This is a genomic window from Streptomyces sp. TM32 (assembly GCF_004122755.1).
In the GTDB taxonomy this organism is placed as follows: domain Bacteria; phylum Actinomycetota; class Actinomycetes; order Streptomycetales; family Streptomycetaceae; genus Streptomyces; species Streptomyces sioyaensis.
In genome coordinates this window covers 1-14515 of record NZ_SDIG01000005.1, presented here as the reverse complement: position 1 = coordinate 14515, position 14515 = coordinate 1, and the positions used below count along the sequence as shown (strand labels likewise).

Below are 14515 nucleotides of genomic sequence, written 5' to 3'. Positions count from 1 at the left end.
CGGCAGGAGACGGAGTCGGCGTCGGCATACGGCTGGGCTGGGCGCGGCCTCCTGCGTTTTGCAGCGTCAGCCCTCAGCAGGGCGGCCGAGCCACGGCACGAACATCCCGTCGGGATCCCAGGTGCCGCGGAGGTCGTCGAGCCGACGGAGGTTCTCGTCGGTGACGAAGCGGTACGGGCGGTTGAGCAGGTTCTCGTCGGCCAGCTGGATGCCACTGGCGTACGGCTCCCATGCGCGCATGTGGTCGGTCACCCACCTGGTGTACCTGTCGTCGTCGGCCGGATCGGACCAGGCCGCGTAGAGCCCGTAATAGAGGTCGTCCTCCACGGAGTAGGCCATCGACGGGCGTGCGGGCGCTCCCTCGTAGCCTCCCCAGTTGAACATCACCAGGTGCGACGGCGCCGGCGGCCAGGTCTTCAGCATCTCCTCGAAGTTGGGCCACAGGTCGTCGAAGGAGGCGTGGGTCCACATGTTGTCGGCCAGATAGCGCTTGGTCTCGTCGTAGTGCGTGTCGGTGCCGAAGCGGCTCAGGGTGCCGGTGTCCGTCACCTCGTTGAGCCGGGTCGCGAGCGTCTGGGCGCGTGCGGGACAGGACTCGAAGAGCGACAGCTGTTCCCGGGCCTCTTCCTCGGTGTCGGTGAAGGCCGTCGCGTTCAGGGCGAGGAGTGGCTCGTCGCGGGTCATCGGGTCGCGGCTGCACAGGAGATTGATCTCCGTCGGTGTCCGGCGGCCGATCTCGTGCACGAAGCCGTAGACGTCCTGCGCGGCCGAGGCCGGCCAGAAGTAGCCGCTGTTCATCGTGGTCCGCATGCGCGGACGGAGCGTGAGGTGGAACCGGGTGACGACGGCGAAGAAACCGGGGCCGGCGCCGCGGGCCGCCCAGAACAGGTCCGGGTTCTCCCTCTCGTCGGCGTGCACCCGTTCGCCGGCGGCGGTGACCGCGTCGATACCGGTGACGGACATGCAGGCCGGTCCGTAGTCCCGCCCGGCCCAGGCGAATCCGCCTTGCAGCAAATATCCGCCGATGGACACGCCGGTGCAGTGGCCCGTGGGGAAGAAGAGCTGGCGTTCGGTCAGCATCGCGTTGAGTTCCGACCCCTTGATACCGGGCTGGGCGGTGCCGGTCATCGTCTCCTGGTCGACCGTCACCTGCCGTAGGTTCGAGAGGTCGATCAGAACCGTGTCGTCACGCAGGTGCGAGGCGGACCAGCTGTGGCCGCCGGAGCGCACCGCGAGCTGCAGGCCCTCCTGCCTGGCGAGTGCGACCGCGCCGACGACGTCGTCCTCGTTGTTCGCCAGAACGATCACTTCCGGGTACCGGTCCGGCACGCCCGCGTGCCAGCAGGCTTCCCGGCGCAGGCTTTCGTAGCGGTAGTCGCCTCTCCGCAACACCCTCCCTTCGATCTGGGGGGTCATGGTTTTCTCCCTCCGGGCCCTTCGGTCTCTTCCGCGAAAGGGCTCCTGCTCGGAACTGCTTACAGCTGGTCGGCCGATTCCTTGCGGGTGAACTCATCGAAGATGTCCGGAAGGAACGCGGCGAGGTGGTTCATTTCCTGGGAGCAGTGCACGACCATCGCGCGAGCCTGCTCCGCGCCGAGTTTCCGCAGGCCCTCCGCAGCCGTGTCGAGCTCACCGGTCAGGGATGCTCCGCCGCGGGGCGTGACGTACCTGCCGCCCATCCAGAAGCGTGAGCGCATCTCGCTGCCGCCCTGCACCCGGCGTACGTGATGGATCAAGTAGCCCCAGTCGAGCGGGATGCGGGACAGGCCGACCGTCCCACAGACCGCGGTCGCCTCGTCCGGATCGAGGCTCTCGTCGCTGAACCCGAACCGGCGGGGCGGGACGAAACGAATGGCCAGCTCGCCGAGCGCATTGCCGACGTATTCATCGACGAAGGACGTGCCCCCGAGGTACCTCTCGCGGTAGGGGGCGTCGGGCGCCACCGTTTCTCCGGCCCATTCCGCATAGAGGTGGGCCCGCGGATACCACAGCTTGTACCGCTGGGTCTCGGTGGCGTGCCACCAGAACCACCAGTCCAGCATGGCCGGGGAGACCCCGGGCATACGGGTCAGCGTGGCGATGTGCATCGAACCGTCGTCGAAGAGGCTGTAGCCGTTCTCCAGGTCGTGGTAGCCGGCGTCGCTCAGTGTTGCCGCGGCGTCGAAGTCCAGGCACAGCGGCGGCGCCTGCGGACCGAGTGCGAGCGCCTCCCGGACGTGCTCCGGCAGCGGCGCCATCACCGGATTCCAGTACGCCGCATACCACTTGCCGTCGAGTTCGCCGGCCTGCATTCCCAGGTGGGGCCGCCGGTCCGGGTCGGGCCGTGGTTCCGCAAGGTCAGCCATGCTGCACCCGCTCTCGTGGTGTCGTGGTCGCGGTCATCCGGCCGGTGTCACGATTCTCGACACACCGAGCACCCGCCCGTGCGCGTCAAGCGCCCTGACCTGGAAGTACGGGCCCGGGTTCGCTGTCGCGAGCGCCGTCTCGAACCCGGTGCGGGGGGCGCGTCCGACGACCCGCAGCGAGCGGGGACGGGGCCCGGCGAGCAGTTGCCACCCTCTGGTCTCCGTGGAGCCGTTCCACGAGGCGAAGACGACGCTGCGTCCGCCACTGGCCCGTACCGCTGCACTCGGTGGGTAGTACGGCTTGCCGACCCATCGGTAGCGGAAGGCACGGTAGGAGATGTCGGAGCCCGGCATCTGCGCGTCATAGAGGAGGTTTTGCGTGCCGTTGTACGGGGAGTTTCCCGGATAGGCGTACTCCGAGTAGTAGGAGTTCTGCCCCCACCCGATGAACTGGTTCCCGTGCGGAAGGGCCTGGGTGTTTCCTTGGGAGGCGGAGAACAAGGGTGGTGCGTGGTAGTAGGTCTGGTCCACGGTCGCCCGGCGGTGCGCGAAGTCGATGTTGAGGATCAGGCCGTGTGACTCCTGCTCCGGTGTGCCGCCCGGCTGGTTGCAGCAGCCGTCGTCGAACATGCTGATCCGGCGTCCCGGCCGGAATCTGACGTCGTGCTGCCAGAAGAAGTCCGCGTTCGGCCCGAAGGTGAAGTCGCTTTTCTTCCCGCCGAGTTGCCAGCGGATCCGGCCGTCCCGTCTGGAGATGTCGTAGGCCGCCCACATGTTGCGTGACGAGACCAGCACTTCACCGTGGGGCCCCTCGTCGATCGAGTTCATGTGGTAGGCGTCCCACACTCCTCCGGATGACGACGCATCGGAGGCGGGCACCTCGGAGTCGGCCGGATCGACGTGATCGAGGATGTCCCACGAGAAGACGAGTTCCCCCGTGGCGAGGTCGACCTCCTGCACCTCGCTGTCCAGAATGGCGCCGTTCTCCGGACCGCCGTAGCGCCTGAGGTCCATGGGGATCGGCTTGGTCGCGATGAACAGTGCGGTTCCTCTGCGGGTCAGGATGAATTCGTGCTCGTCCGGATGGAAGCCGTGCCGGGCGAAAACCGTTCGGACCAGGCGGTAGTGGCTGTCGTAGATGTAGTAGCACCCGCCCGGTTCGGGGGCGCCGCCCGGCAGGTTGGTGTACGCGGGCGGAATCGCGATGGACCCCTGCCACCAGGTCAGCACGGGCTCTGCCCGGCGGCTCCGGCGGTTGTAGTACGTCTGCACCTTGAAGTCGGCGTTCTGAAGGCTGGTCGAGGGCAGCGGACGGAACCAGACCGGCGCACCGGAGTTCTCGGAAATCAGCGCTCCGGTCTGGCCGATCATCGGGCTGCTGATGGTGTACGGGCCGACGAAGATGTTCCCGGGTGCCGTTCCCCGCCGCTGCGCGGTCACGCTGACGCGCATGGGATGAAGCCGTGGCGCGGAGACGAAGCTCCACACGCCGGGGCCCGAAGTGATCAGCTCCGGTGCAGGGGGGCTTCCCGTCGGAGGCGCCGGCACGGTCGCACACAAGCGGGGCCCCGGTGGCGAACTCGCCTCGGCGGGCACCACACAGCCCGCGAAGGCGAGCCCCACGGCGAGTGTGCAGGTCCCTGCGGTGCGGCTCATCCGCTTCGTGGCCCTGCCGGCCCACGGCTTTCCCTTTGCCATCATCTCTCCCACGCGAGGTGTCACCTTCCTGAGCCGCCCGGGAACGTCCGCCAGCACGATGCAGAACCGGGAGAGCTGCGCTTGCTGGCGACGCTAAGCACTGCGGTCGGCCGCCGCCCGCTGGAGACGCCGTCCGGTGGAGCGTTCACCGCCCCGGCTGACGGTGTGTGAACATCGCCCGCATGACAGCGGCCTACGAGGTCAGGCCGTCCCAACGGGCCATCAGATCGGCGCACAACACGTGGCCCAGAGCCCCCCAACGGGCCATCAGACCGCCGCCTGGGCAGGCGCGAACGAGCCGTCGATGCCTACCGTCACAGAGCACGGCTCCCGGCATGGGGCATTCCTGTGTACGGCCCGGGAGAAGGACGACACGAAAAGGAAGCAGGCACAGGTGCGGTCATCAGCAAAGCGCGAAGCCGCCGGGCACCCACTTCCGCTCCGGCCGTGCGTCCGCCCCTTCCTTTCCGCAGAAGGGGGCCTTCCCAAGGAAGCGAGCTTTCCCAAGGAACGGGGCCTCCTCCAGGAAGGCGGCCGTCGGGCGGGCGGCCCCAGGGGACGACGCATCGGACGGTCCGTCAGGCCGGCGGCCGTGCTGCTGCTGGTCATGGTCCTCACCGGCTGCGGGTTCGTCACGTCCCCGGGAAACTCCGACGGTTCCGGGGCAACCTCGGGCAACGGCGACGTGGTGGGCACTCCCACACCACTGCGCAACGTGCCCCGCGAACTGTCGACCGTGGCCGACGGGAAACTGGTCGTCTACCGCATGCCGGGAATTCAGGGAAACCGGATCAAGGCGACCGCCATGCTGTTCACGCCCAGAAAATCTCCGCCGGCCGGCGGCTGGCCGCTTCTCGTCTGGGGTCACGGGACCGTCGGATGGGCCCCGGAGTGCGCACCGAGCGTCCAGCTCCAGGAACACGGAAAATGGGCGGACGGGCCGAACGCCGCGTTGTTGGCGGCCGTCCTGAAGATGGGAATTGCTGTCGTGGCCCCGGATTACGAGGGGCTGGGCCCGACGGCGGCCGGCGTCACCACCGGGCACGGCTATTATCATCTCTCCAGCGAGGGCAAGTCCATGGTCTTCGCCGCAGTTGCCGCGAAACGGTATCTCGGCGGCCGAGCGTCCGGGGAATGGGTGCCGGCCGGCTGGTCCGAAGGGGGATTTTCCGCGCTCGCGGCCGCGTACTACTCCCGGTTGCCAAAGAAAGCAGAGCCCGCGCTGGACTATCGGGGCACGATCGCCCTCGCCCCCGTCCCGGACGTCCCCGCCATGAACAAGGTCCTGTGGCGGGACATCGCCAACGCCTCCAAACCCGGGACCGTGCCCACGGACCATCAGATCTCGCAGCTGGTCTTCGCCAACGCGGAAACCATCTACTTCACGAAAACCCAACGCTATGCGGGATATGGCATCGATCCCGAACGGATCTACGGCCAGAATATGCTGAAATTCTATCAGCAGGACTGGCGGACGTGTATCGACGATCTGAATGCCAAGGTCAAGCGCGACATCAAAAACTACCTGAATTCCTCGCCCTCGCACCGCTTGGCGTCATATCCGGGAATTCGTGGAGACGCCCCGAACTCGTTGCCGGAGAACAGGCGATTCTTCGCACGCAACCAAGGAAAGCTTGAGAACTCGACACTGCCGGGGTCGGTCCTCTGGCTCTATGGGACCGATGACATCACCAGCCCGGCCACTGTCACCTACCACGTCGTCAACAAGATGCTGGCCAACGCAAACGACATCAACCTCGCCATTTTCGAGGGAGCCGGCCACTATGACGTCCCCGTCGTCGGCCTCCCGCTGATTCAGGCACGCCTGCGGCAGCTCTTTCCGCTGAAGTCCTGAGCGCACCGGCTCGCGGCCGCGCCGCCCGGTGCCGCGGCATCGCGGGGCCGGGGGAGATGTCATCCAGCGGGTTTGCCACGCGGCACGTCGAGGATGATGTCGGCGGCGCGGGCGATGACCGGGGCGCGGTCGCGGCCGGGGTGGTCGGCGGCGAGGAAGTGGCTGCCGATGGCCGTGCAGAAGGCGAGCAGGGCACGGGCCTCGACCTCGTCGGGGTCGGCGCAGAAGGTGCCGATCGCGTCGCGCGCCAACTGCATGCGCTTGTTGTCCACGCGGCGGAGGCGGTCGGCGACGGTGTGATCGCGCCGGGCCCATTCGCGGACGGCCAGGTCGATGGGGAGCAGGCGGTCGCTGGAGAAGGTGAGCTGCCCGGCCAAGCGGACCTTGTCCCGCGCGTCGGCGCCCTCCCGCTCCACCCGGTCGACGACGTCGTCGACGCTCTCGCGCTCCCAGGTGTCCAGCATCTCGGTCAGCAGGGCGTCGCGGTCGGCGAAGTACCCGTAGAAGCCGCCCTTGGTCACCCCCAGCGCCTTGGCGAGTGCCTCGACCCGCACCGTGTCCACCCCGCCCGCGGCCAGCGCCTGCAGCCCTGCCTCGACCCACTTCTCCCGCGGTGTGCGCAATGCGCCCATCGGTGGCTCACCTCACCCTGTCCGACCTGTTGTACGGAGCCGTATAACAGCCTAAGCTCGCGTTGTACGGCATCGTATAACGCGAGAGGGGACACCTGTGTCATTCGGTTTCGTTGCCTTCCACTACCCCGCCCCCGAGCACCTGGAGGAGTTCGTTCACCACTGCCACCAGGTCGCCGATGCGACGCGGCGCCAGCCCGGCTTCCTGTCCGTCGGGGTCTGGGTCACCCCGGACCGCGAGGCGGTCGTCACCACCGGCGCGTTCGAGTCCGAGGAGGCCTTCTCGGCGGCGGCCGAGGTCGGCCGCGAGATGGGCGCGACCCCCGAGGGCCTGAGCGACCTGGAGGTCAGGCCCCGCGAGGTCCACTTCCTCGTGTCGTGCTGAACCGACCAGGGGCGTCGCGCGGCTTCGCCGCGTCCGCCCGGCCGTTCCTGCTTCCCGGTCGTTCCTGCTTCCCGTGCGGCTCCGTACGATTCCTTTCCTTACGATCATTCGTGGCACGGCACGAGGTAAGGACCGATCTGTTGATGAACCGTCCCTGGGTGTCCGGTGAGTTCTGCATGTCCCGCAGCCGTTCGGCCTGTTGCTGCCGTGCGGGTGGGCGCGCGGAGGGCGTCCGATGAGCCGGGCGGTGCTGGTGACCGGGGCCTCGCGGGGGATCGGCCGGGCGGTTGCGGAGATGTTCGCCGCGCACGGGGACCGGGTCGCGCTGCATTACGCGTCGCGGCGGGAGGCGGCCCAGGAGGCGTTCGAGGGGCTGGCCGGCAGCGGGCACGTCCTCGTGCAGGGCGATGTGGGGACGCCGGAGGGGGCGGCGGCGATCGTCGAGGCGGCCGTGGACGGGCTGGGCGGGGTCGATGTGCTCGTCAACAATGCGGCCGCCAATGAGCCGCACCCGCTGGACCGCACGTCCTTCGAGGACTGGCAGCGGATCTGGCGGCGCCTGGTGGACGTGAATCTGCTCGGGGCGGCGCACGTGACGCACTGCGTGGCGCGGAACATGATCGAGCGGGAGGTGGCGGGGCGGATCGTCAACATCGGGTCGCGGGGCGCGTTCCGGGGCGAGCCGGACCATCCGGCCTATGGCGCGTCGAAGGCGGCGCTGCACGCGATGGGGCAGTCGCTGGCGGTCCATCTGGCGCCGTACGGCATCGGCGTGGCCTCCGTGGCGCCCGGGTTCGTGGCCACCGAGCGGGTCGCGGACCGGCTGACGGACGAGGTGCGGCAGCAGAGCCCGTTCGGCCGGGTCGCCTCCCCGCAGGAGGTGGCGTCCGCCGTGCACTACCTCGCCTCGCCGGCGGCGGTCTGGGTCTCCGGGGCGGTGCTCGACGTCAACGGGGCGTCGTACCTGCGCTGAGCGACCGGACCGGCGCCCGGCCGGGAAAAGGCGCCCGGCCGGGAAAAGGGGAAGCCCCGGCCGAACGGGGGAATTCGGCCGGGGCGGCTCGGGGGCGCGGAGTGGTGACGGCGACGGCCGCCGGGATTCTGCCGCGCGGTGGTGGGCCGGCTTCCCCGGGGGAGGGCCCGCGGGCGCCGTCGTGCGGCGCCGCTTCCAATTGAACGATAAACCATAGGGTGAGCTTCCGGCGTGCGGGGTGACGGCTCTCACCTTGCGCTGCCGGGCGGCCGTACTGGGCGGCGCGAACACTGTCCCGTCGTGCGGCCGTCGTGTGGGCCCTCCTCAGGCCGTCGCCAGGGGCCGGGGCGTCACGGCTCGATGCGGATCGGACGGAAGCCGTCGTCCAGCAGGCGTGGCAGATACCACTCCAGCGCCTGGACGGTCTGGGTGCGCTCGCCGCCGCCGTCGTGCGACAGGACGATCGCGCCGGGGCCGATCTCGGACAGGACGGTGTCGGCGATGAAGTCGGCGCCGGGGGTCGTCCAGTCCTGCGAGTCGACCGCCCAGCCGACGGGCGACATGCCCAGGTCGTTGCAGATGCTCAGCGACGGCTCGTCCCATGCGCCGTACGGGGCGCGGGCCAGGTCGGGGGCGCTGCCGAGGACCTCTTCGAGCAGGCTGCTGGTGCGGCCGAGTTCGCTGCGTACGTCACCCGGCGGCAGCGTGGTGAGCTGCGGATGGGTCCAGGTGTGGTTGGCGACGGCATGCCCCTCGTCGGCGATGTCCCGCAGCAGGTCCGGGAATGCGACGGCGTTCTCGCCGATGACGAAGAACGTGGCGCGGGCGTCGTGGCGGTGCAAGATCCGCAAGATGTCGGGGGTGTGACGGGGGTGCGGACCGTCGTCGAAGGTCAGGAAGATCTCGCGGCGGTCGGTGGACAGCGTGAAGGCGACATCGGGGTGCGGTGGCGAGGCGCCCGGACCGGAACGGGAGGTCTCGCCGGCCATCGGGCGCAGCCGGTGACCGTCCGGGCCGCCGGCCGTGGCGGACCGACCGGCGCCCGCCGGCGGGTCGGCTCCCGCGGTACGGGGCGCCGACGGACGGGTGCGGTGCGGGCCATCCGTCTCCACGGCGCCGGACGGGAACAGCACGCGGCCGACGGCGAGCGTACCGAGCACGAGCGCGGCCTGAAGGAACGCCCGCCTGGCACGTGTGTGCTCATCGGAGGTCACCCTTCAGGTGCTCTCATGCGGCCTTCCGGGGCGGCGGGAGCGACACGGGGCGGGCGGGTTCCGTACCCGATCGGCCCGCACGGCCGGGCGCCCGCGCTCAGGCCGCCGCCCGGTGGCCCTTCGGCTCCGCGGCCGTGGTCGCGGCCTTGCTGACGTCGGCGACCAGCTCGACGACATCGGGCCCGTACGCCTGCGAGTTGACCACCTTCAGCAGCAGGCAGAACTGCCCCTCGGCGCCGTGCTTCCGGGCCAGCCGGGCGCGGTTGCGGACCAGATGGTTGACCGCGGCCCGGTGGGTGACCGGGCGCTGGCCGGCCGCCAGGAACACCGGACGGTCGCCCTCACCGGCCCGCAGCCGGGCCAGCAGCACGTACTCGACGGCGCCGGGCTCCACCCGGTACGTCGAGCCGCCGATGGTGAAGGTGCCGCGGCCCGCGCCGGACTCGTCGCCCGGATGCACCGCGACCCCCGGCAGCAGATTGGCCAGATGGGCGGCCAGCCTGCGGTGCGCGGTCGGGTCGCCGACGCAGAACTCGGTGCGCGCCCCGAAGCCCTGGAGCCCGGTGTCGTGCGGAGCGACCTCGGGGTGGGCGCCGCAGCTCTCGATCACCCCGGCGAGACCCAGCAGCGCCAGGGCGTCGGGGCGCGGGATGCTCCAGTGCGCCGAGGAGCTGTCCCGGTGGGTGACCAGCACACACTCCGAACCGGCCGGCAGCCCGAAGAAGGCCTGTTCACGGCTGTGCTTGTGGCGGACGGCCGCCGCTCGCACGGCCCAGCCGACGGCCAGGCCCACCAGGAGGGCAACGGCCGCGGCGGTCAGAAGCTTCAGGGTGTCGTCCATGGCCGGGGAGCGTAGCGGCAGTCCGGGTGCGTGTTCGAGGGCGGGCGGGGCGCCGGGGCGGCTTGTCCTGGTCCGTGCGGGCGTACCGGATCCGTGCACAAACGCGCAGCTCATCCGTGCACGAGCGCGGAGCTGATCCGTACGCGCACGAGCGGCCGGTTCGTACGTGCAGAGGGCAGCCGGGCCGTACGTGCAGAGCGCAGCCGATCCGTACGCCGTGCGGGCGGCCGATCCGTACGGACATGGGCGTACCGCTTCCAGAACACCCTCTGTCGGGGCGCTGTGCACGCGAGTAGGCTCCGGCCCTCGCCGCCCCTCGCAGGCCCTTGGAGGAATCCCGGTATGACCAGAGCCCGACGCCTCACCGTCCTGGGAGCGGCCGCAGCGCTGGCCGGCTCCATGGTGGCGATTCCGGCCGCCGCCGGGTCCGCCGCGCCACCGCGCCCCGATGCGGCCCGGGGCCGCGCCACCGCCGCACCGGAGAAGTCCCCGGTCGCCGTCGGCTACGGCGGGGCCGTCTCCAGCGTCGACCCGGACGCCTCCGCCGCCGGCATCTCGGTGCTCAGGAAGGGCGGCAACGCCGTGGACGCCGCGGTCGCCACCGCCGCCGCCCTCGGCGTCACCGAGCCCTACTCCGCGGGCATCGGCGGGGGCGGCTACTTCGTCTACTACCAGGCCGGATCCCACTCGATACGCACCCTTGACGGCCGGGAGACCGCCCCGCGCTCGGCCGGCAAGGACCTCTTCCTGGAGAACGGCACCCCGCTCCCCTTCGACCAGGCCGTCACCAGCGGGTTGGGCGTCGGCACCCCGGGGACCCCCGCCACCTGGGACACCGCCCTGCGCACGTGGGGCAGCCGGTCCCTGGGCCAGGTGCTGGGCCCGGCCCGCAAGCTGGCCGCCGACGGGTTCACGGTCGACGCCACTTTCCGTCAGCAGACCGCGGACAACGAGGCGCGCTTCCGGGACTTCCCGGCGACCGCCGGCCTCTTCCTGCCCGGCGGCAAGCTGCCGGCCGTCGGCTCGACCCTGAAGAACCCCGATCTGGCGCGTACGTACGGGGAGTTGGCGCACAAGGGCGTCGGCGCGCTCTACGACGGCGCGCTGGGCCGCGACCTCGTCCGTACCGTCCGGAAGCCGCCGGTGCGCCCCGGCTCCACCCGCAGGGTGCGGCCCGGCAAGCTGACCGCGGGTGATCTGCGGGCCTACCGGGTCCTGGGCCAGGCGCCGACCCACACCCGCTACCGCGGCCTCGATGTCTACGGCATGGCGCCGTCCTCCTCCGGCGGCACCTCCGTCGCCGAGGCGCTCAACATCCTGGAGAAGAGCGATCTCTCGCGGCTGAGCGAGCAGCAGTATCTGCACCGGTACCTGGAGGCGAGCCGGATCGCCTTCGCCGACCGCGGGCGCTGGGTCGGTGACCCGGCGCAGGAGAACGTACCGACCAAGGGCCTGACCTCCCAGCGGTTCGCCGACTCCCGGGCCTGCCTGATCCGCGACGACAAGGCCCTGACCAGCCCGCTGGCGCCCGGCGACCCGCGCCACCCGAAGCCCTGCGGCAGTGCCGGCAAGGCCACCCCGACGACGTACGAGGGACCGAACACCACCCATCTGACGGTCGCCGACAAGTGGGGCAACGTCGTCGCCTACACCCTGACCATCGAGCAGACCGGCGGCAGCGGCATCGTCGTCCCGGGCCGCGGCTTCCTGCTCAACAACGAGCTCACCGACTTCTCCTTCGCGCCCGCCTACCCGGCCGGACGCTCTGCTTCCAAGGACTCACAACAGAGCAGAGGCGGAACGGAGTGGAGCGACCCGAACCTGCCCGGCCCCGGCAAGCGGCCGCGGTCGTCCATGTCGCCGACGATCGTGCTGCGCCACGGCCGGCCGGTGGTGGCGCTCGGCTCGCCCGGCGGCGCGACCATCATCACCACCGTGCTGCAGACCCTGGTCAACCACTTCGACCGGGGGATGCCGCTGGTCGACGCGATCGCCGCACCGCGGGCCAGCCAGCGCAACGCGGAACGGACCGACCTCGAACCCGCCCTGTGGAACAGCCCGCTGCGCACCCAACTCGAAGCGCTCGGCCATGCCTTCAAGCCGAACCCGGAGATCGGGTCGGCCACCGGCATCCAGCGGCTGCCGGACGGCCGCTGGCTGGCCGCGGCCGAGAAGGTACGGCGCGGCGGCGGTTCGGCGATGGTCGTCCACCCGGAGTGACGGCGCCGGCGGGTGCGCCCGGCCCCCGCCCCGCGGTGGGTGACCCGGACGACACACCGCCGATACCCGCCCGGCCCCTGTGTGCCGTCCGTGTGTCGTCGATGTGCCGCCCCGCGCGGCGCCGTTGATGGTGATCGAAGTGGCGATTAGCCTCCTGGGACCGTTCGTTCGAATGAGCGGTCCCAGGGAGGGCACGCAGCGTGAGCGTTGACGAGAGCCAGGAAAGCGAGACCGGGGCGGCCCCGGCCCGGCACATCGGTGCACCGGCCGGGGAGTTGGAGGGCCTCGCCGAGCAGGCGCGGGCGCTGGCCGAAGGGCGGGTGACCTCGACCGCGCTGGTCCGGCGGACGCTGGAGCGCATCGCGGCCACCCAGGGCACGGTCAATGCCTTCCGGCGGGTACGGGCCGAGGCGGCGATGGCGGAGGCCGCGGAGGCCGACCGCAGGCTGGCGGCGGGGGAGCGGCTGCCGCTGCTCGGGGTGCCGGTCGCGGTCAAGGACGACACCGACGTGGCGGGCGAGCCGACCGCGTTCGGCTGCGCCGGCGAGTTCCCGCCCAAGGAGCGCGATGCCGAGGTCGTCCGGCGGCTGCGCGCGGCCGGCGCGATCATCGTCGGCAAGACCAACGCGTGCGAACTGGGGCAGTGGCCGTTCACCGAGGGCCCGGCGTTCGGCAACACCTGCAACCCCTGGAACCTCGCCCACACCCCGGGCGGCTCGTCCGGCGGCTCGGCCGCGGCGGTCGCGGCCGGGCTGGTGCCGGCCGCGCTCGGCACCGACGGCGCCGGCTCGGTCCGGATCCCCGCCGCCTGGTCCCACCTCGTCGGCATCAAGCCCCAGCGCGGCCGCATCTCCACCTGGCCCGACCCCGAGTCCTTCCAGGGCATCACCGGCATCGGACCGCTGGCCCGTACGGTCGAGGACGCGGCGCTGCTGCTGGACGTGGCCAGCGGCAACCACGACGGCGATCTGCACCGGCCGCCCGCCATCGCGGCCCGCGAGGCGGCCGGCCGCGACCCGGGCCGGCTGCGGATCGCGCTGTCCTGGAAGGCGGCCCTCACCTTCACCCGCAAGCCGCTGCACCCCGATGTCCGGGCCGCGGTGACCGGGGTGGCCCGCACCCTGGCCCGCCTGGGGCACTTCGTCGAGGAGGCCGAACCGGACTACGGACTGGTCGGGCTCGCCTTCGTCCCGCGCGCCACGGCCGGCGTGGGGGAGTGGGCGGACCGGGTCCCCGACCGCTCCCTGCTGGACCGCCGGACGCGGGGGGCGGCGCGGATGGGCCGGCTGCTCGGCGGTCCGGTCCTGCGCCGGGCGCGCGCCGTCGAGCGGCGCCAACAGTCCCGTATCGGCGCGCTGTTCGGCCCCTACGACGTCCTGCTGACGCCGACCACGGCCACCCCGCCCCCGCGCATCGGCACCCTCGCCAAGCTCAACGGCTGGCGTACGGATCAGGCCATGATCGCTGCCTGCCCGTACGCCTGGCCGTGGAACGTCCTCGGCTGGCCGGGCGTGAGCGTGCCCGCGGGATTCAGCGCCGACGGCCTGCCGTTGGGCGCCCAGTTGCTGGGCCCGGCCCACGCCGAGCCCCTGCTGATCTCGCTGGCCGCCCAGCTCCAGGACGATCTGCGCTGGCACGAGCGGCGTCCGCCCGGACACCCGGAGCGGCTCGACGGCGTCCCGCGCTGAGCCCGGGGCGGGTCTTCCGGATCATCCGGGCCGTTCCGAAGGACCCGCGCTGAGCCTCAGCCGAGCAGCGCGAGGATCGCCTCGGTCGTGGCGGTCTCGCCGAGCCGCGGGAAGATCTTCTCCACGCTGTTGCGGTGGGTGTCGGCGTCCAGGTCGGTCACCGCGTCGGTGGCGACGGTGACGTGGTAGCCGTGCTCGTGCGCGGCACGGGCGGTGGACTCGACCCCGATGCTGGTGGCGATGCCGGCGAGGACGACCTGGGTGACGCCGCGGCGGCGCAGCTCCAGGTCCAGGTTCGTGCCGTGGAAGGCGCCCCACTGCTGCTTGGTGACGAGGATGTCGCCGTTCTGCCGGCCGAGCTCGGGCACCAGCTCCGCCCAGTCGGCGGGCGGGGTGCCGCCCGGACGTGCGGTCTCGGTACGGCCCGGCGCCCCGCCCGTGACGTTCACCAGGACGACGGGCAGCCGGTGCGCCCGGAACGCGGCGGCCAGCCGGGCGCCGCGCCCGATGACCTCGGCGGAGGGCAGCGGGATGCAGGGCAGACCGGCGATGCCGTGCTGCAGATCGATCAGAACCAGGGCGGTCGTGGCGTCGAGGGTGGTGGCGGGCATGGGTGCTCCTTCGTGTGGTGACGGATGGTGGTGTGGTGACCGGGGTGGGGGGG

The 14515-nt window shown here is 71.3% G+C and carries 12 protein-coding genes; 5 read left to right on the top strand and 7 right to left on the bottom strand.

Annotated elements, in window-relative coordinates:
* Positions 1–66: 66 nt before the first annotated feature.
* From EST92_RS02180 to EST92_RS02170, 3 genes are read right to left on the bottom strand one after another with little or no spacing between them, the layout of a single operon-like run.
* Positions 67–1416: an FAD-binding oxidoreductase gene (locus EST92_RS02180; protein ID WP_129279285.1), complete on the bottom strand. Its 1350-nt coding sequence runs from the start codon at positions 1414–1416 to the stop codon at positions 67–69.
* Positions 1417–1475: 59 nt separating this feature from the next.
* Complete coding sequence (locus EST92_RS02175; protein ID WP_216849063.1) at positions 1476–2345, bottom strand: hypothetical protein; 870 nt, start codon at positions 2343–2345, stop codon at positions 1476–1478.
* A gap of 33 nt (positions 2346–2378) precedes the next feature.
* Entirely contained in the window at positions 2379–3797 is a 1419-nt protein-coding gene (locus EST92_RS02170) for an arylsulfotransferase family protein (RefSeq protein ID WP_129279284.1), read from the bottom strand.
* An 838-nt stretch (positions 3798–4635) separates the two neighbouring features.
* Here EST92_RS02170 and EST92_RS02165 point away from each other — a divergent pair.
* Complete coding sequence (locus tag EST92_RS02165; RefSeq protein ID WP_129279283.1) at positions 4636–5898, top strand: hypothetical protein; 1263 nt, start codon at positions 4636–4638, stop codon at positions 5896–5898.
* 59 nt (positions 5899–5957) lie between these two features.
* Here EST92_RS02165 and EST92_RS02160 read toward each other — a convergent pair whose 3' ends face one another.
* Positions 5958–6530 (bottom strand): TetR/AcrR family transcriptional regulator, encoded by a 573-nt coding sequence (locus tag EST92_RS02160; RefSeq protein WP_129279282.1) that lies wholly within the window; start codon positions 6528–6530, stop codon positions 5958–5960.
* Between the two features lie 97 nt (positions 6531–6627).
* On the opposite strand from EST92_RS02160, the gene EST92_RS02155 reads away from it, so the two are divergent.
* Together EST92_RS02155 and EST92_RS02150 are read left to right on the top strand one after the other, a co-directional pair.
* Complete coding sequence (locus tag EST92_RS02155) at positions 6628–6915, top strand: antibiotic biosynthesis monooxygenase (protein WP_129279281.1); 288 nt, start codon at positions 6628–6630, stop codon at positions 6913–6915.
* 235 nt (positions 6916–7150) lie between these two features.
* Positions 7151–7888 (top strand): SDR family oxidoreductase, encoded by a 738-nt coding sequence (locus EST92_RS02150; RefSeq protein ID WP_129279280.1) that lies wholly within the window; start codon positions 7151–7153, stop codon positions 7886–7888.
* A 350-nt stretch (positions 7889–8238) separates the two neighbouring features.
* Here the strand turns inward: EST92_RS02150 and EST92_RS02145 are convergent, their stop codons facing one another.
* Complete coding sequence (locus EST92_RS02145) at positions 8239–9102, bottom strand: polysaccharide deacetylase family protein (protein WP_129279279.1); 864 nt, start codon at positions 9100–9102, stop codon at positions 8239–8241.
* A 97-nt stretch (positions 9103–9199) separates the two neighbouring features.
* The gene (locus tag EST92_RS02140; RefSeq protein ID WP_129279278.1) at positions 9200–9943 is read right to left on the bottom strand and encodes a hypothetical protein; all 744 of its coding nucleotides are present in this window, start codon (positions 9941–9943) and stop codon (positions 9200–9202) included.
* Between the two features lie 342 nt (positions 9944–10285).
* Here EST92_RS02140 and ggt point away from each other — a divergent pair, with 342 nt between their 5' ends.
* On the top strand, positions 10286–12163 hold the full coding sequence (ggt, locus tag EST92_RS02135) for a gamma-glutamyltransferase (protein WP_129279277.1): 1878 nt from the start codon (positions 10286–10288) through the stop codon (positions 12161–12163).
* 200 nt (positions 12164–12363) lie between these two features.
* A complete protein-coding gene (locus EST92_RS02130; protein WP_129279276.1) occupies positions 12364–13851 on the top strand; it encodes an amidase in 1488 nt (495 codons plus the stop codon).
* Positions 13852–13907: 56 nt separating this feature from the next.
* On the opposite strand, the gene EST92_RS02125 is transcribed toward EST92_RS02130, so the two are convergent.
* Positions 13908–14462, bottom strand: a complete 555-nt coding sequence (locus EST92_RS02125) for an isochorismatase family protein (RefSeq protein ID WP_129279275.1) — start codon at positions 14460–14462, stop codon at positions 13908–13910.
* Between the last annotated feature and the right edge of the window lie 53 nt (positions 14463–14515).